Origin of the sequence: Thioalkalivibrio sp. ALE19 (genome assembly GCF_000428605.1) — a bacterium.
GTDB lineage: Bacteria > Pseudomonadota > Gammaproteobacteria > Ectothiorhodospirales > Ectothiorhodospiraceae > Thioalkalivibrio.
In genome coordinates, this window is sequence record NZ_AUAG01000004.1 from 52,044 (window position 1) to 68,873 (window position 16,830).

Annotated in this window: 12 protein-coding genes; 2 read left to right on the top strand and 10 right to left on the bottom strand. The window is 67.2% G+C overall.

All coding sequences use genetic code 11. From position 1 onward, the window contains the following. Positions 1–133: 133 nt before the first annotated feature. From F787_RS0103015 to F787_RS0103045, 7 genes are read right to left on the bottom strand one after another with little or no spacing between them, the layout of a single operon-like run. Complete coding sequence (locus F787_RS0103015) at positions 134–1,564, bottom strand: diguanylate cyclase (RefSeq protein WP_028491272.1); 1,431 nt, start codon at positions 1,562–1,564, stop codon at positions 134–136. Beyond that, on the bottom strand, positions 1,564–3,753 hold the full coding sequence (locus F787_RS0103020) for a response regulator (protein ID WP_028491273.1): 2,190 nt from the start codon (positions 3,751–3,753) through the stop codon (positions 1,564–1,566). Before F787_RS0103020 ends, F787_RS0103015 begins: the two co-directional genes overlap by 1 nt. Then, on the bottom strand, positions 3,743–4,891 hold the full coding sequence (locus tag F787_RS0103025) for an FIST N-terminal domain-containing protein (RefSeq protein WP_028491274.1): 1,149 nt from the start codon (positions 4,889–4,891) through the stop codon (positions 3,743–3,745). Before F787_RS0103025 ends, F787_RS0103020 begins: the two co-directional genes overlap by 11 nt. Further along, positions 4,888–5,271, bottom strand: a complete 384-nt coding sequence (locus F787_RS0103030; protein WP_018868837.1) for a response regulator — start codon at positions 5,269–5,271, stop codon at positions 4,888–4,890. Before F787_RS0103030 ends, F787_RS0103025 begins: the two co-directional genes overlap by 4 nt. A gap of 14 nt (positions 5,272–5,285) precedes the next feature. Next, a complete protein-coding gene (locus F787_RS0103035) occupies positions 5,286–7,370 on the bottom strand; it encodes a TonB-dependent siderophore receptor (protein WP_304412509.1) in 2,085 nt (694 codons plus the stop codon). A gap of 11 nt (positions 7,371–7,381) precedes the next feature. Beyond that, entirely contained in the window at positions 7,382–7,945 is a 564-nt protein-coding gene (locus F787_RS0103040; protein WP_231373390.1) for a hypothetical protein, read from the bottom strand. Positions 7,946–7,967: 22 nt separating this feature from the next. After that, positions 7,968–10,961, bottom strand: coding sequence for a response regulator (locus F787_RS0103045; RefSeq protein ID WP_028491276.1), 2,994 nt, complete (start codon positions 10,959–10,961; stop codon positions 7,968–7,970). 231 nt (positions 10,962–11,192) lie between these two features. Here F787_RS0103045 and F787_RS0103050 point away from each other — a divergent pair, with 231 nt between their 5' ends. After that, positions 11,193–11,879, top strand: coding sequence for a hypothetical protein (locus F787_RS0103050; protein WP_028491277.1), 687 nt, complete (start codon positions 11,193–11,195; stop codon positions 11,877–11,879). An 11-nt stretch (positions 11,880–11,890) separates the two neighbouring features. On the opposite strand, the gene F787_RS0103055 is transcribed toward F787_RS0103050, so the two are convergent. Genes F787_RS0103055 through F787_RS0103065 form a run of 3 tightly spaced genes read right to left on the bottom strand, consistent with a single transcriptional unit; the run spans position 11,891 to position 15,480 of the window. After that, positions 11,891–14,020, bottom strand: coding sequence for an adenylate/guanylate cyclase domain-containing protein (locus F787_RS0103055; protein ID WP_028491278.1), 2,130 nt, complete (start codon positions 14,018–14,020; stop codon positions 11,891–11,893). A gap of 57 nt (positions 14,021–14,077) precedes the next feature. Then, the gene (locus F787_RS0103060; RefSeq protein ID WP_028491279.1) at positions 14,078–14,983 is read right to left on the bottom strand and encodes a M48 family metalloprotease; all 906 of its coding nucleotides are present in this window, start codon (positions 14,981–14,983) and stop codon (positions 14,078–14,080) included. Continuing rightward, a complete protein-coding gene (locus F787_RS0103065; RefSeq protein ID WP_231373392.1) occupies positions 14,983–15,480 on the bottom strand; it encodes an SH3 domain-containing protein in 498 nt (165 codons plus the stop codon). Before F787_RS0103065 ends, F787_RS0103060 begins: the two co-directional genes overlap by 1 nt. Positions 15,481–15,702: 222 nt before the next feature. On the opposite strand from F787_RS0103065, the gene F787_RS0103070 reads away from it, so the two are divergent. Continuing rightward, a complete protein-coding gene (locus F787_RS0103070; RefSeq protein ID WP_028491281.1) occupies positions 15,703–16,800 on the top strand; it encodes a diguanylate cyclase in 1,098 nt (365 codons plus the stop codon). The last annotated feature ends 30 nt before the right edge of the window (positions 16,801–16,830 follow it).

The following is a 16,830-nucleotide window of genomic DNA, read 5'->3' on the forward strand; positions in this document are numbered from 1 at the left end:
CTTTTTCTCTCCCTCAGTGGCAGGTCGCCCGCAGCCGCCGACGCCTTGCCGAAGTGTAGCAGCCGAACCGCGCGAACTTACCTGCATGTTTGCAGGGGGCACGAGTCGGGCCCCCCGATCCGGTCCTCTCCCCCTATGCCGGATCGGGCGCACAGCGGACCTGGTTCCGCCCGCCTTCTTTCGCCTCGTACAGGGCCTCGTCCGCGCGCAGGAGCAGCTGACGGCGCCGGTCGTCCGCCTCGTCACCCCCCGTGACCGGCCGCTCCCCGGCGACGCCCACGCTCAGCGTCACATGCGCGGCAGCACCGGACTGGCTGTGTTCCAGCCCTAGGGCCTCCACCGACGCCCGCAGGCGCTCGGCGAAGTCGCGGGCATCGCTCGGTTCCGCACCCGGGAGCACCGCCACGAATTCCTCGCCGCCGTAGCGGGCGACCAGATCGGAACTGCGCCGCGGGGTCGCGTCCAGGGCGCGCCCCACTTCCTTGAGGACCCGGTCACCGGCCTCATGGCCGTAGTAGTCGTTGAAGGGCTTGAAGTAGTCAATGTCCATCAGGACCACGGCAATGGGCAGCGACTCCCGCCGGGCACGATCCCACTCGCGGGCATAGTGTTCGTCGAAATGCCGCCGATTGGGGATCGCAGTCAGACCGTCCATGTAGGAATACCGGAACAGCCGCTCGTTGGCCGCGGCCAGATCACGCGCCAGCTCGCCCAGCTGGAGATGCGTGCGGATGCGCGCCAGGGCCACGGGGAAGTCCACCGGTTTGGTGATGTAGTCATTGGCCCCGGCATTGAGCGCCTGGACGATGCTGTCGCTGTTGTACAGTCCGGTCACCATGATCACCGGCAATTCGGTCGGGCCGTACTTGCGGCGCACCCGGTCCAGGACCTCCTGGCCATCCATGTCCGGCATGACCACGTCCAGCAGGATCAGGTCGAAGTTTTCATCACCCAGCCGGGCCAGGGCGTGGAAGCCGCTGGTCACCGCCGACACGCGATACCCCTCGCGCTCCAGACGCCGGGCGAGAATCTCGAGGTTGGAACGATTGTCGTCGACCACCAGGATCCGCGGCGCGTCTTCCGGCGCTTCCCCGGGCGGGGCGTCGGATGAAGCGCCCGTGGCATCGCCGGGCCCGGAGGCCTCGGGGCCAGGATCGGGATCGGGATCGGGATCGGCAAGACGCGTACGACTGCCGGCACGCACCATATCGGCCAGATGGTTGATGGCGTCTCCGATCTTGTCGAGATCTCCGTGCAGGCTCCCGGCCCCGGCCTCCGGAACTGCGGCGCGGACATCGGAATGCAGCCGGGTCAGCTCGGACAGCACGTCGGTCCATTCGGCAAACTGGTCTTCCAGCGGCGGCCCGCCTTCCTCCGGGGTGCGAATGCGATTGACCTGTTCGAGGAGCTCGTGGGCCTTCTGCACCAGGGCGCTCAACTGCTGCCCCGAACCACCATCGATGCCGGCATCCTCCAGGTCTTCCTGGACCATCTCGGCGTAACCGATGATGTGGTTCACCGGCGTGCGCAGGTCATGACGGATATTGGTGTTCGCCGCGTTCATTACCCGAGATCCGTGTTGCTGGCGGAGGCATGGCGGTCGACGTGGGAATGGATGGCCGCCAGCAGGTCGTCACGGCTGACGGCGCCCTTCTGGAAGATATCTTCTACCCGCTCGAGAAGCCGGCCGCGTTCCGCGGCGGAAAGATCCCGGGCAGTAAGCACCAGCACCGGAATCTCCCCCCAGCGCTCGTGACGCTGCAGCTGGTCGAGGAAGGCGAAACCATCCATGCCCGGGAGCATCAGGTCGAGCAGGATGAGGTCGACCCGGCCGTCCCGCTCTTCGAGGCGGGACAGCCCCGCCTGGCCATCCTCGGCCTCGATGACCCGGCTGCCCTCGCAGTCGAGCTGGCGACGGATCATTTCGCGGGTCTCGGCATCGTCCTCGACCACCAGGACCGTGCAGGTACAGCCGCAGCCCGGCGATCGTTCGCAGGTCTCCGGGGTTGCGCCCCAGGCGCAGGGCGGGGGCATCTGCCGCCCGACGGCCTCGAGGAGGTAATGCCGTTCTACGGGCTTGGTGACATAGTCGGCCGCCCCCAGCATGAACCCCATGTCCCGGTCGCGCAGCATGCTGAGCATGATGACCGGGATGTCGCGGGTGTCGGGGTCGTTTTTCAGCGCGGTCATCACCGCCCAGCCGTCCATGGCGGGCATCATCACGTCCAGGGTGATCAGGTCCGGGCGCTGCTCGCGGGCCAGGCGCAGCCCTTCCTCGCCCCCGGTGGCCAGCGTCACCTGGTAGCCTTCCGTGGCCAGGCTGCGCCGAATCAGGTCGCGCACGCTGGCATCGTCGTCGATCACCAGTACATGCCCGGGGCGGCAGCTTCGCGCGGACGGTGGTGCCACCGCGGCGGAGCCGGAGGCATCCCGGCCGGCTTCGGGTACCTCACCCTGCAGCGGCAGGCGCACCACGAAGGTCGAGCCCTCACCGGGTTCGCTGCTGACCTCGATGTCACCGCCCATCATCCGGGCGAAATGCCGGCTGAGGGAGAGTCCGAGGCCCGTACCGCCGTACTTGCGCGTGGTGGACGCATCGGCCTGGGTGAACGGCTGGAACAGGCGCGCGAGCTGCTCCTCGGTAATGCCGATCCCGGTATCCCGGATTTCGAACTCGAGCGCACCATCCTCGCCGTCCCGGACGGCCAGGCGGATCTCGCCATGGTCGGTGAACTTGGCGGCATTCGACAGCAGGTTGAACAGGATCTGCCGCAGCTTGGTCAGGTCCGCATGGATGGTCTCGTGTCGCGTCCCGTTCTCGAGCCTCAGCTCGTTGCCCCGCGACTCGACCAGGGGGCGCACGGTCGCGAGCACCTGGTCAATCTCGGGGGCCAGACTGAAATCCTCGAGATAGAGATCCATGCGCCCGGCCTCGATCTTGGAGATGTCGAGGATGTCGTTGATCAGGGACAGCAGATGGCGACCGGCACTGATGATCTTGTCCGCGTCACCGGCGAGCTCGCCGACACCCGCATCCCCGGCCTCCTCACTGAGGATTTCGGCGTAACCGATGATGGCGTTCAGCGGAGTGCGCAGTTCATGGCTCATGTTGGCGAGGAAGGCGCTCTTGGCCTGATTGGCGGCCTCGGCGGCCTCCCGCGCCTGGCGGATCTGTTCCACCGCTTCATGCTGACGGGTCACGTCGGCCATGGTGCCGATGGTCCCCACCGTGTTCCCGTCGCGGTCGGTCGACCGCGCCATGCGCACGTCCATCCAGCGCACGCTGCCGTCCTCGCAGGTGATGCGCAGGGTCTCGGTGCAGTCCGCGGTGCTGCCTTCCATGAACGGCGCACAGCGGGCCAGCCCCTTGTCGCGGTCCTCCGGATGCAGGATCTCGATCCAGTCGCGCCCCAGACAGCGGGCGGCCGGAATCCCCGTAATGCGTTCCCAGGCCGGGTTGAGCATCACGATCCGCCGCTCGCCGTCGGTCTCGAAGAGGATCTCCTGGACGTTGTCGAAGACCCGCCGCAGCCGTTCCTCCGAATCCGTCAGGCGATGATTGGCCTGTTCCAGCTGCACCATGCGCTCGCGGGCGGTGGATTCCAGCGCGGCGTTGCGCTCGAACAGCGAGAAGCTGTCGCCCGCATCGTCCACCGCGCGTTCCACGCGGCGCATCAGCGCGGCGATGATGCGGTCCTTGCGCTCGAGTTCCGCTTCCAGCTCCCGGATGCGGTTGTCGTTTTCAGCGTTCATCGGTCCCCAGCATCACCCCGGTCAGGGTCTGATTGACATGCAGTCCGCGGAACTGCTCGCCGTAGGTGTTGAATCCGATCAGCGGCAGGCCGCGAAGGCTCGCGGAACCGGCCTCCAGGGCATCAAGGTCGGTCAGTTCCATGCGCCGGAAGATGCAGTCGCAGGCCAGCAGGAAACCGGGTTCGCCGTGGGTTTCACGGAGGCGGTCGAAGCTCTCGCGGATGCTCCGGGCCAGGTCCACTCCGCGACCCAGGGCCAGCACCAGACCATCATCGATCGCGCAATAGAAGGTGAGACTGCCATCGGGGAGGGCCTGCTGAATGGAACGCACATACCATTCCCCGCCAACCCGCAGCATCACCGGGTGGCGCGCGAACACATGGCCGTCCAGCTCGGCGGGATCCACCCCCACCGCACGCGCGTAGGCCTCGGCCGCCGGCATGCCGTCGATTTCGTGGACCGTGCGTGACGCCGGATCGGCGGCGGTCGTAACCATGCGGATGTCGGTTGGCTCGAAATGCTGAAACCGGAACAGATGGAACGGATGGCCGGAATCGAACATCGCAACGACCGCCGCGCCCTCGTGGAAGGCCCCGTCGTGATACACCGCGGTACCCTCGAAGCGCATTTCGTCACCCGCCGAACCACCGAACAGGCCCACTCCGTGAAGACTGCCATGCAGCGTGGCGGCCACGGCCTCCTCCTGCATGGACAGGCCGTCGATCAGCAGCAGTGCGAACTGGCGTTCCGGGTCGAGGCCGTCCGTGGCCACCTCGTCCACCAGCGTCTGAACGGTTTCGGTGGACCGATTCGCGTCAAACCCCTCCAGCGGCGCGATCAGCCGGGTGGCCACCCGCAGACGCGGCGAGCGGATCGAGGCCCCGGTCACGCTGCCGGCCACATAGCCCGTGGAGCCGCTAAGTTCACCGGCCGTGGTGCAGGCCACCACCGGACGGTCGGGAAACGCCCCGGCAATCGCCCGGCCGAGGGCGTTGCGGTCGTAGCGCGCGGAGCAGAAGAGAAAGACCACCGAGGCGTCGGACGCATCGAGTCCGGCAGCTACCTCGGCGATGGCCTCCTGCGGATCATCGGCATGGCTGGAGGCCTGGCGGACATCCGGACCGGACCCGCCACTCATGCCGAGGCCCCGGTTCCATCCAGATGGGCGTGGATCTTCTCCAGCAGACGCGGGAGCTCCACCGGCTTGGTGTCGAAGTCATCGCAGCCGGCCTCCAGGGCCTTCTCGCGATCGCCGGTCATCGCATGCGCCGTGAGGGCGATGATCGGGATGACGGCCGTATCCGCCTCCCCCTTGAGCGTCCGGCTGGCTTCCCAGCCATCCATCACCGGCAGGCTCATGTCCATCAGGATCAGATCGGGGCGTTCGTCCCGGGCCAGCTGCACGCCCGTGGCGCCGTCCTCGGCAGTGGTCACCTCGAAGCCCTTGCGGGTCAGGCGCCGCGAAAGCATGTCGCGGTTCATCTCGTTGTCCTCGACCAGAAGGATCCGGTTACCCATGGCTGCTCTCGCTCTCAGTAATCGACCGACAGGGTCATCTGCACGCGGCGCTCGACTTCGGGCGCAGCGCTTTCGCGGTGGCTGGAGGTGTTGAACCCCTGTGCCGACAACGCCAGCGAGGCGTTGTCGGTGAACTGGTACCCGATCCGCCCGCTGAACAGGGTGTAGCTCGGGACATCCACTTCACGCATCTCGAACGGGCTTCCGCCGCTTTCCAGCAGGGAGTATCCGCTGACGTAGTTGCCGTAGAGATCGAACTCCCACGGGCCGGTCGCGTAGCCCAGACGGGCGTTGATCTTGTGCCGCGAGCTGCTGTCCTCGTAGTCGATGGCCTTGACCGGGCTCCCGTCGGGACCGTAGACGGAATCGTCGAGGTCATCGCTGACGCGCAGGTAGGCGTAGCTGCCTTCCATGATCCAGTTGCGTGTGGTCCGGCTCAGACCGACCTCGAAGCCGCTGGCGGAGGAATCGCCCACGTTGGTGAACATCACGTAGGGGACCTGATCGACCATTGTGTCGGGGCGAATCCCCGGGACGCTCTTGAGGTCCTTGTTGCGGGTGTGAAAGACCGAGGTCTTGAGGCTGGCATCCCATTGCGGGATCTCCCGATCCCAGGTCAGCGCGACATTGGTGACACGGGTGGGCTCCACCTCGGGGCTCCCGGCCCCTCCGGCGAGGTTGCCCATCTGGGTGATGCCGTAATCGTTGGGATCGAGCAGAAACATGAAGCTCCCCTCGATCATCGAAGGCAGCTGGACCCCGCTGCCCGCCAGCAGACGGAAGGTGTCGTTGTCCGTGGCACGGAAGACCAGACCGCTGTTCCAGCTGACCTCGTTGAGCGTGACGTCGTAGTCGTCCTGCTCGTACAGCCAGGTATCGGGCAGCCTGCCACTGCGCCCCGAACTCAGGCGATCGTAGCGCACGGCATTGTTCAGGGTCAGGCGCGGGGTCATCTGCCAGTCCCACATGCCGCCCGCAGCCCAGACGTCGTAACTCACCTTGCCGCCCTCGAACGGCAGGCTGTAGAGGACGTTGCGGCGGAACTCGCCGGTCATGCGGAAGGTGTGATCGCTGGCGGGCTTGATCAGATTCTGGACGCGCGCAACGGTAATGCGGTTGTCGATCTGGGTGTCGCCGATGAACGCATTGTTCATGTCCACGTGGGTGACGTTCTGGTAGGCCGTCGCCTCGATCAGGCCGAAGTCGGTGTCGGCTCCCAGGTTGACCCGCAGCGACTGGTTGTCGTACTTGGCCTGAGTCAGACCATAGAACGGCAGCAGGTTGGTCTGGTCCGTACGAACGGTAGTGGCTTCGATGCCCACCTGGGTCCGATCACTGACCTGGAAGAGGGTATCGACGGCGGCATGCCGGCGGCGCGAGCGATCCAGCCGGAAAGGTTCATCCACCGGGTGCGCATCGGTGTCGAACTCGTCGGCACCGTAACCACCCAGCGAGATCCGGGCCCCGCCGACGTCCCCGAATTGCGCCGTGTGGGTGAGGGAAACCTCCTGATACCCGTGATTGCCGGCGCGCACGGTCACGTTGTTGTGATCGTCATACAGCGGGCTGTAGGTGATGATGTTGACCACGCCGCCCACTGCATTGAAGCCGAACAGCGCCGCGTTGGGACCCTTCACCACCTCGATCTGACGGATCTCGGACAGATTGACCGGCAGCGCGCCCCAGCTGGTATAGCCGCAATAGTCCTTGTAGACCTGGCGACCATTGATCAGTACCAGCAGGCGCTGGGAATACGGGCGGTTGTACCCGCGCACGGTGGCGTCGACCGCGGCAAAGCTGTGCCGCCAGACATCCACCCCCTGGACCTGACGCAGCAGTTCCGGGATGTCGGTCGCGCCGGAACGGCGGATATCTTCGGCGGAGATGATCTCCATGTCCGCCGGCACCTCGGTGCTGCGCTGCGGAGACCCGGTGGCGCTGGTGGTCACCGGCTCCTGGAACAGATCTTCCAGCGCACCGTAATCGATGGCCTGGGCCAGCACCGGCGCGGGGACCATTCCCGCGGACAGCAGGGCAACGCCAATGGCGAGCGGGCGAACGCGAACATCGAAACCGGAAGGGAGGGGATTAAGGTTCATAACGGCGGCCATCATCGTTCGGTGATCATCATGCGGAAGGAGGATGCAAAGCCCACATCGCTTTCCCGGGCCGCGTCGCGGCTGACGACGATCTGGACCCGCGGCTCACTGGCCACCGCCATCACGCAATGGCCCGCATCCACGCATGCCATGTCCGAAGCGATGGTGATCAGGCCGCGCCGGCTCGCAGCGGAGAAGACCTCCATGGCCTGATCGTCGGCGAGACCGTCAGCGATCAGGACGGCTTCCTGGCGGTCCAGGGCCCCCAGCTCGTCGGCTGCCATCAGGGTCGGCACGAGACGGATCCGCCCCTGCGGGCCGCCGTCGCCCATCGCATCGGCCATGCGACGCGCATGAGCCTCGGAAGCGGAATCGCCGGCGGCGTAAACCACGGCTACGGGCATGTCCCCGCTGGGCCGGTGGTCCAGGAAGCTCAGAGCCCGGGTGGCCACGCGCAGGTCCCGTTCGGGATCGGCGACAGCGAGGGCCGGATATCCGAGTGCCAGTATCACGCCGCAGCAACAGGCGGCGGCCGTCAGTTTCAGGCGCCTGGCGCGCGCGTCTCTTGCTGCCACGTGACCTCCCGAGAGCGAGTCTTCATGCGTCGGTTCCGGCGGTTTCGGTTTCGGCGACGGCCGCACCCGCAGCGGCCTGCTCGCGGACCAGCCGGTTCTTGATCATCTCCAGCAGGGTCCGCCGGTCGTACTGCCCCTTGCGCAGGACCCGGAGCGTTCGTTCCTGAAGCTGACGCGCCTCGTCCGGCTCCAGGTCCTTGGCGGTGATGACGACCACCGGCACATCACGCAGCTCGGGGTCCCCCTGCATGGCCTCGAGCACGCCGAAGCCGTCCAGATTCGGCATCATCAGATCCAGCAGGAGCATCGAGGGGCGTTTTTTCCCCATGGACTCCAGCGCCTCAATGCCATCCCCCGCGGGTGCGGTGGCGATTCCTTCGCGGTCCAGGAGCCGTTCCAGGACGGCCCGGGCGTCGGGGTCGTCATCCACAACCAGAACGTGGTCACCATCGCCCGGTTTGCCATGACGGTTGATGATCTGCATCAAGTGACGCGTATCCACCGGCTTTGTGACCACGTTGCCCAGGGGCAGTGCATGGGCGGAGTCGCCATCCTCGCGCTGCCCCACCATGAGCAGCGGGATCTCCGAAGCCCCGGGCATCTGCTTGAGCGTGGTCACCAGTGTCCAGCCGTTGCCCTGCTCCATCTGGCAGCCCACCGCGATCAGGTCCGGGTGCACCTCCTCGACCTTGTTCAGCGCCTCGTCCACGGTGCTGGCGAACACCACCGAGTAACCTTCCTCCTCCAGCCCGCCACCGATCATGCGGTAGAGGTTCTCGTCCTGGTCGAACAGCAGGAGGGTGCCGGTGCCCTCGCTCGGCTCCGGCGCCGACTCGCTGGAAACGCGCGGCAGTTCCACGGTGAAGGTGGATCCCGCACCCGGCTCGCTGCTGACGGTGACGTCTCCGCCCATCATGCGGGCGAAGTGACGAGTGATGGCGAGCCCCAGACCGGTCCCCCCGTACTTGCGGGTGGTGGAGGCATCCGCCTGGGAAAACGAACGGAACAGCCGGGCCATCTGATCCTCGCTGAGGCCGATCCCGGTGTCGCTCACGTGAAAATACAACCGGTCGGCCTCGGGGTCCGAGGCGTCCGGGCGCGTCTCGATCTCCAGGCGAATCTCCCCGTTCTCGGTAAACTTGGCGGCGTTGGAGAGCAGGTTGAACAGGCACTGACGCAGCTTGGTGACATCGGTATGCATGGTGCCGGCACCCTCGGCGCCCTCGACAACCAGCCGGTTCCCGTTCTTGCCCACCAGCGGCGTGACCATCGCCTCGACCTCGGAGGCGATCTGGCTGACTTCCTGATCCTCCAGGTACAGCTGCATGCGGCCCGCCTCGATCTTGGAGATATCGAGGATGTCGTTGATGAGCATCAGCAGGTGGCGCCCCGCGGAGCGGATCTTCTCGAGGTCGTCATCGAAATCGCTGAAGCCCATGTCCTCGGCTTCTTCCAGCAGCATGTCGCTGTAGCCGATGATGGCGTTCAGCGGGGTGCGCAGTTCGTGGCTCATGTTGGCCAGGAATTCGGACTTCGCCCGCGTGGCGTCTTCGGCGCGTTCCTTGGCCTCGCGCATCGCGGCTTCGGCCTGCTTGCGGGCCGAGATGTCCAGCGCACTGAGCAGCAGGAGTTCACGCTCGCCCAGGGTGATCCGGCGTGCGGAGATCAGGGCCCAGAACGGGCTGCCGTCGGCCCGCCGCAGCTGCAGTTCGTGATGATCCACGAAGGCCCCGCCGGCCAGGTTCTCCCGCAGCTCCTCCCAGTCCCGAGCGTTTTCGAACAGCATCCCGACATTCTCGATATCGGGTCCGAACAGGTCGGTCAGACGCCGATTGTGCCGCTCGATGACCCCCATGGCCGGTTCGCACAGCACCAGTGGCAGGGGAGTGGCATCGAACAGCTTCTCCAGCATCTCCTCGCGCCGGCGCACAGAGTCGATGAAGTAGTTCGCGGCCCGTCCGATGTCGCCGATCTCGTCGTTGCCCTCGACCGGAACCGAGGTGTTTTCGCCCCCGACACAGCCGTTCATGCCGTGGTGAAGAGACTGCAGCCGGCGCACGACCCGGCGATTGACGTACTGAATGATCGCCCCCGCCAGCAGGAGGCCGATGGCCATGGTGGCGGCCAGCACCGTCATGCGCTGATCCGAGAGCTCCTGCACCTCCTCCTGCCGCGTGATCACGCTAGTTTCCAGCTCGAAGGTGAGCATCGACAGCTCGCTGACCAGACGGCCGGCGCGGGCGCGCACCGTACCGAGCTCGGCCTGCACCGCCTCCGCCTGACGCAGCTGGCCTTCGCGCGTGGCCAGCAGTCCCGTGTCGCCGTGGACGAGCCGGCGCAGATCCGCGGTCAGCTGCCGGGCCTGCGGGCGCAGTGCCGGCGGCAGGTCTTCCGTCGCGCGGACGAGGATCTCGACGCGGTCCCTGGCCTGTTCGCGCAGCGGGGCCAGGTCTTCACGCGAGTCCACCGTCGCGGCCATGGCCAGACTCATGATCACCATGCCGGCGCGTCCCAGCCAGCTCGCCGGATAATCCGGGTCATCGCGCAGACGGCCCAGCCCGCTGCGCGCCTCGCGCAGATCGGCCAGCACCGACCGCGTGCGCTCCTCGTGAGCGGCATGTTCCTCCATTACCGCCTCCAGGGCACGCACCGAGCCCATCATGTCTTCGCGCAGGAAATCGAGTTCCTCGAGGGTTGCCGGGTCCACCTGGTTGCGCGGCATCTGTTCCAGAAGGGCACCGATATCGGCGTTGTAACGCTCGATTTCGGCAAAACCGGAAGCCCGCTCGGCCGGGTCTCCGGCCGTGAGCAGACCGACTGACGTGGAAACGATCGCCTCGCTGCGCTGGACCAGGTTGCCGGTCCCCATGAGCACCGGCACCTGTTCCGCCGCCAGTTCGTCGAAACTGCTCGCGAAGCGTTCGAAGGAAACGAGGGAAACGATACTCGCGACGACCGTAACGAGTGCGAGCCCGATCAGGCCGCCACGCAGGCGACTGGCAACTCCGAAGCGCATTGAAGCATCCCTCTGGATATCCATATGGCCCGTCCGGAACCATTCCCTGATCCGGAGCGGGTGCTAATGCTGTCATGCTCCGTGCGGGATTACACCCCCGAAGCGTGAGCCAGGCGTTAGCCAGGATCAGAAACTCCGTGAAAAAGAAACCGCGGGAGCCGGGAGCGGCAGGCCCGGCGCAGCGTGATAGGCTTCACAAAAACACGGTGAAAGCGGCGGGAAGAGAAAGCGATGAGCGAAATCATCTATCGCCTGGAACGCAGTGACGGCAGCGAGTGGTGCTATCGGGTGGATATCCACCGCTCGCGGGACCCGGCGCGCCATAACGACGAGGCCCATCCGGACTGGACCCGCCTGGAATGCCGACAGTGCGAAAACTGTCCGCTGGATGCGCGCACCGTGGAATACTGCCCGGCGGCCATCGAGTTCGCCGATATCGCCCGGCATTTCGCCGACAGCCCGTCGGTGGAACGCATCCGGGGCCGCGTGGACACCCCCGTACGCAGCTATCTGAAGGAATGCGACGTCCAGGAATTCCTGCGCTCGCTGTTCGGGCTGATCATGGCCTCGGGCGCCTGCCCGATCCTGTCGCGGCTGCGCCCGCTGGCGGAATTCCACCTGCCGTTCGCCACCCTCGAGGAAACGCTGTACCGCATGGCGGGGACCTATCTGGTCCGTCAGTACCTCGACCGCCGGGAGGGCGAAGCACCGCCGGACTGGGACATGGAAGGGCTGCAGGAACTGCACCGGGAGCTGAACACGGTCAACCGTGCCCTGATGGAGCGGATACGCCTGGCATCGCGGCGCGACGCCAACATCAATGCCATGCAGAACTTTGTATCCATCACCACGATCGTCGAGATGGACATCGACGCGAGCATGAGCCAGCTGCTGGGCACCCTGCGCCAGGGGCTCTGAACGCGGCGCGGCTACTTCGCGTCGAGCTCCCAGACGCCGTCGCCGGCCTCGCCCTGTTCCAGCAGTCGCGTGCAGCGTTCGACGTAGCGTGCCGCGGGCGGGTCCTGATCGGCAATGGTCGCGAACAGCGCTCGCGCCTCCTCCACCCGACCCTGGCGCAGCATCTGCAGCGCCCGGGCGAAGACCTCGTAGCGTTCGGGAGCCGCATCCAGGGCCAGCCGCGCGACCGGCTCGTAGACCCGCACCGGGCGCGCCCGTCCGACCACGCGGATCTCGCCCAGCTCGCGGCAATACAGCGTTTCGGGGAGCTTCCGTACGGTGCTCTCCGCGATCAGGGTGTACGTGCCGAAGACCTTGTTCGCCCCTTCCAGCCGCGCGGCCAGATTCACCGCGTCACCGAGCATGGTGTAGTCGAAACGGGTACGCGAACCCATGTTGCCGACCACCGCCTCGCCGGTGTTCACGCCGATACGCATCGCGAGATCGCGTCCGGCCCGCCCGCGCAGGCGCGGCGCCATGGCCGCCAGCCGGCGCTGACATTCGAGCGCCGCCTCCACCGCCCGGCGCGGATGGTCGGGGACATCCACCGGCGCGTTCCAGAAGGCGATGATCGCATCCCCCTCGTACTTGTCGATGGTGGCACCACAGGCCGTAAGGATGTCGGTCATCTCGGTCAGGTACTCGTTGAGCAGCCGCGTCAGATCATCCGGTGACAGCCGTTCGCTGAGGCTGGTAAACCCCTCCAGATCACTGAAGAAGATGGTGAGCTCGCGGCGCTCGCCCCCCAGCTTCAGGCGATCGGGCTCCTCCAGCAGGCGCTCGATCACCTGCGGGCTGAGATACTGCGCGAAGGCCGCCTTGATGAAGCGCCGTTCACGGCCCTCGCGGGCATAGTTGTAGACCGCGGCCCCCACGGTCCCCGTCAGCCCGGCCACCAGTGGCACGACCAGGGGCAGCCACACCCCGCCGGCATGCGCAAAGCCGGACAGCAGCACCGGCGCCACCAGGGCGAACGCAATCGCCAGGGCCGTGCTCGCACTGCTGCGCCCCAGCCCGGCGAGGAACGCCGGCAGAAAGGCCAGCAGACCGACCAGCATCTGCGCCCGGGTGGCGTCGACCTCGCGCATGAAACGCCCCGCGGTCAGGTTCTCCAGCATGGTCGCGTGGAACTCCACGCCGGGCGCACGCGGATCCAGCGGCAGCGGTCGCAGATCGAACAGCCCGGCCGCCGACAGCCCCACCATTACGTGCCGCCCTTCGAGTTCTGCGGGGTCGACCGGCGGATCGGCCCCGGGGTCGGCCCCGGGGTCGGCCTCGGCGTCAGCCGCCAGCCGCAGTTCGCTCTGGATGACCGCGGCCGCCCGCAGCCGGGTACGTTCCGCACCCGGCCGCTCGAAGCGCAGGATCAGGCGGCCATCCGGGTCCAGCGGCACACGCCGTTCGCCGACCCGCAGTGCCCGACCGTCGTCCTCCAGCCGCAGATCGGGCGGCTCCTCCGATCCCGCGAGAAAGGCCGCCAGCCCCAGACCCGGCACCAGCTCCCCGTCGAAGCGGGTCACCGGCGGAACCCGGCGGTAGACCCCGTCCGGATCCGGGGTAATGTGCACGTTGCCCATGCGCGCCGCCGACTGCGCAAGCTCGGTCACCGGGAAGGTCGCGCGGGAAAACGCGGGGAAGGTGGCGCTACCGGCCCCTTCGACCTCCACCGTCGCGGACGAGACGGGCGCGTCCTGCGGAAACCGGTCGTGGCGGGCGGCCTCCTCGCCGTACAGCGCGGCGAAAACGGTCGGACCGAAATCCGCGGCGGCCCGCGCGAACCGCCGATCATCATGCACGCCGAAACGGGAATCGTCGGTGTAGAGCACATCAAAGGTCAGCGAGGCGGCCCCCGCACGACGGGCGAAATCGGCGATCACCGCCGGGTACTCGCGCGGCCATGGCCAGCCCTGGCCCTGGGTATCCAGCGCCCACTCGAGGCTCTGCTCGTCGACCAGGATCAGCACGACCTCGTCGTCCTGGTCCGGAGGCATCAGCCCGGCCAGCAGGCGCGCCTGCAGGTCGTAGGCCGCCCGCTCCGGACCGTCGAGCCAGCCCGACTGCTCCGCCACCAGGGCCAGCAGGACCGCCAGCAGCCCGGTCATCAGGGCCCGCCGGAAACGGCCTCCGGAGCGGGAGCTGGCGGACATCCGGAGTCGCCGTCAGAGGGCCGCGCGGAACCGCGAGAAACGCTCGGCCCGGGCCTCGCTGCGCGAGTCCGCCGGCTCCAGCCCCAGCTCCGCGATGCGCCTGGAGGGCGATGGATGGGTGCGGGCGAATCCCGGGCCCTGCGGGTCCCATTCGTCATCCATGCGCTCCAGCACGCGAGTCAGCGCCTCGGGGCGATAGCCCGTGCGCTCGAGGATGGCCACCGCGCCGGCATCGGCCTCGCGCTCGAACTCGCGCGAATAGCCATTCACGAACAGGGTCCGGGTGATGTCGTCGATGGAGTCCTCGAAGATGTCCGTCAGCTCGCGCAGATCATCGTCCCCCGCCAGGTGTGCCCCGGTCAGCGCCGCACTGGTAAGCGCCGCGGTCACGCGCGAGCTGCGGATCGCCTGCAGGCCATGACGCTCCTGCACGTGCGCGATCTCGTGCGCGAGGATGGCCGCCAGTTCGTCCTCGGTTTCCGCCAGCCGGGCCATGCCGCGGGTGATGAAGATATGCCCGCCCGGGGTGGCAAAGGCATTGAGCTCGTCGGAATCCAGCAGGCGGAAGGAATACCCCTGATAGAGGCTCGGGCGCTCCGAGTGCAGGGCCAGGACCCCGCCCAGGTTGTTGAGGTACGCCTGTGCGGCCGGATCATCGTGTACCGCGTAGTCCTCCAGCACCCGGGCCGCCACGGCGCGGCCGATGAAATATTCCTGCTCCGGGGTGAAGTCCTCCATGCTGCGCTCCGCCAGCTCACCGGTCTGGCGCAGGCTTTCGGCCTGCCGCGCATCCAGCACGCCGGCCTGTGTACCGAGCTCGGCACCCACCGAAGCGACCGTGCGGCAACCCGCGAGCAGCGCCAGCGACAGTACCAGGAACACCGGCAGCAGCAGGCAGGATCCATTGCGTACTCGCATCACTCACCCTCCGGCAGATGCAGCTCGCCCTGCTCGATGAACGCCCTCAGATCCTCGGGATCCGCCCCCCCGGCTTCCATTTGGTCGACCGGGGCGAAGGACAGGCCGCGCTCACTGCGATAGCGCTCTTCCACCTCCTCGTTGAAGCCGCGCCCGGCCAGGGCGATCTCGTCGCGATCCGCGTCCCGTTCAACGTCGTCCCCGTCCCCCGTCAGGATCACCGGATCCCGACTCAGCGCGGACGGGTGCAGCCAGCCCTCTTCGCCGGCCTCGCTGCGCACCCGCAGAAATCCCTGGCTATGGTCCCTGACCTCGACTCGGGTGCCGTAATCGAGATGACCACGGATCGCGCTCAGATGACCGGGCGCCGCGCGCAGCTCGGCCGAGCGCACGGCCACATCCCCGGAATCGCCGCGCTCGAAGGCCAGCGCCACGGAGCCGGGACCGGCGACGGCCAGCACGAGAAACAGCACCGGGAGGGTTCGGATTCGCAACATGGAAGGACCTCGACCGTGAGTGATTGCCCGCGACGGAAAACCCGACGGACAATGGACATTCTTCCTACCGAAGCGGGCCCACAGCGTCAACCCGCCAGGCGAGGCCATCGCTCCTGCCGGGCTGACATTTTCCGGTGAATACCCGCATCATGATGATGGCGGGCCCATGGTGCCCCGGTGGCACACCGGCGGCGGAGGCCGGTCTCGCAACGGGGGGTCAATTTGGAAACGGAACGACCACTGCGGGCCCGACTGGATCCGCTGCACGGCGAAGACGAGGCGACCCGCCACGCGTTCTCGGCCTGGCTGCGGGCCGCGCGCATCCCGCAGGTTCGCTACATCGCGCTTCTGACCGCCGCGATGTATCTGCTGTACGCCGGTATCGAGCAGACGGTGGACGCCGACGCAACCGGCCTGCGCGTCTTCGCCCATGCCCTGCTGGTCCCGGGCATGCTGCTGGCGGTGGCGGCGATGAGCCTGCGGGCCTCCCTGCAGCGCTGGATGTGGGCATTGCTGATGATCGCGCCGGTGGTCGCGAACGCCGCCAATCTGCACCTGAACGCGGGCTCGCCGCAGTTCCTGGTGTTCGCCCCCGAGATCTACCTGAGCATCATCTGGACCTTCACGGTATCGGGACTGACGCTGCGTCAGGCCTCGATTTCGGCCGGAGCGATCGTCGCCCTGGTGATTGCCGCCACGGTTCAGCTGCCGATGCCAACCGGGCTGGTGCAGCTGCATCTGTTCTGGGTACTGGCGGCCTTCTCGTTCGGGGTGCTGGCCGCCTTCATCCTGGAACGCGCGCTCAAGGCCACATTCCTGCAGCAGTGCGAGCTGACTCATTCCGCGCAGATCGATTCGCTGACCTCGCTGTGGAACCGCGCGCACATCGAACAGCGGTTCGAGGAGGAGCGCGCCCGCGCCGAGCGCTACGGCCAGCCGTTCTCGGTGATCCTGATGGATATCGACCACTTCAAGGCGGTGAACGACACCTGGGGCCACAGCGTCGGCGACGCGGTGCTGCAGCAGTTCGCCGAACTGTTGCGCCAACACCTGCGCAAGGCGGACGCCGCGGGGCGGATCGGCGGGGAGGAATTCTTCGTGCTGCTGCCGCAGACCCGGGCCGACCAGGCCGTGGCCGCCGCCCGCGACCTGCAGGCCCGCATCAATGCCTTCGACTTCGAGACGGTCGGGCCGCTCACCGCGAGCTTCGGGGTGACCGAATACCGACCCGGCGAGGACCGGGTCGACACCTTCGACCGTGCCGACCGGGCCCTGTACGCGGCCAAGAAGAACGGGCGCGACCGCATCGAGGTGCGCTAACGCGGCCTCACCCGGGCTATCCCCGTTGGC

Coding starts and splice junctions, on each gene's coding strand:
- F787_RS0103015 (WP_028491272.1), bottom strand. CDS start 1,564: ATGAACGCGGCGAACACCAATATCCGTCATGACCTGCGCACGCCGGTG.
- F787_RS0103025 (WP_028491274.1), bottom strand. CDS start 4,891: ATGAGTGGCGGGTCCGGTCCGGATGTCCGCCAGGCCTCCAGCCATGCC.
- F787_RS0103030 (WP_018868837.1), bottom strand. CDS start 5,271: ATGGGTAACCGGATCCTTCTGGTCGAGGACAACGAGATGAACCGCGAC.
- F787_RS0103050 (WP_028491277.1), top strand. CDS start 11,193: ATGAGCGAAATCATCTATCGCCTGGAACGCAGTGACGGCAGCGAGTGG.
- F787_RS0103060 (WP_028491279.1), bottom strand. CDS start 14,983: ATGCGAGTACGCAATGGATCCTGCCTGCTGCTGCCGGTGTTCCTGGTA.
- F787_RS0103055 (WP_028491278.1), bottom strand. CDS start 14,020: ATGACCGGGCTGCTGGCGGTCCTGCTGGCCCTGGTGGCGGAGCAGTCG.
- F787_RS0103020 (WP_028491273.1), bottom strand. CDS start 3,753: ATGAACGCTGAAAACGACAACCGCATCCGGGAGCTGGAAGCGGAACTC.
- F787_RS0103035 (WP_304412509.1), bottom strand. CDS start 7,370: ATGAACCTTAATCCCCTCCCTTCCGGTTTCGATGTTCGCGTTCGCCCG.
- F787_RS0103065 (WP_231373392.1), bottom strand. CDS start 15,480: ATGTTGCGAATCCGAACCCTCCCGGTGCTGTTTCTCGTGCTGGCCGTC.
- F787_RS0103045 (WP_028491276.1), bottom strand. CDS start 10,961: ATGCGCTTCGGAGTTGCCAGTCGCCTGCGTGGCGGCCTGATCGGGCTC.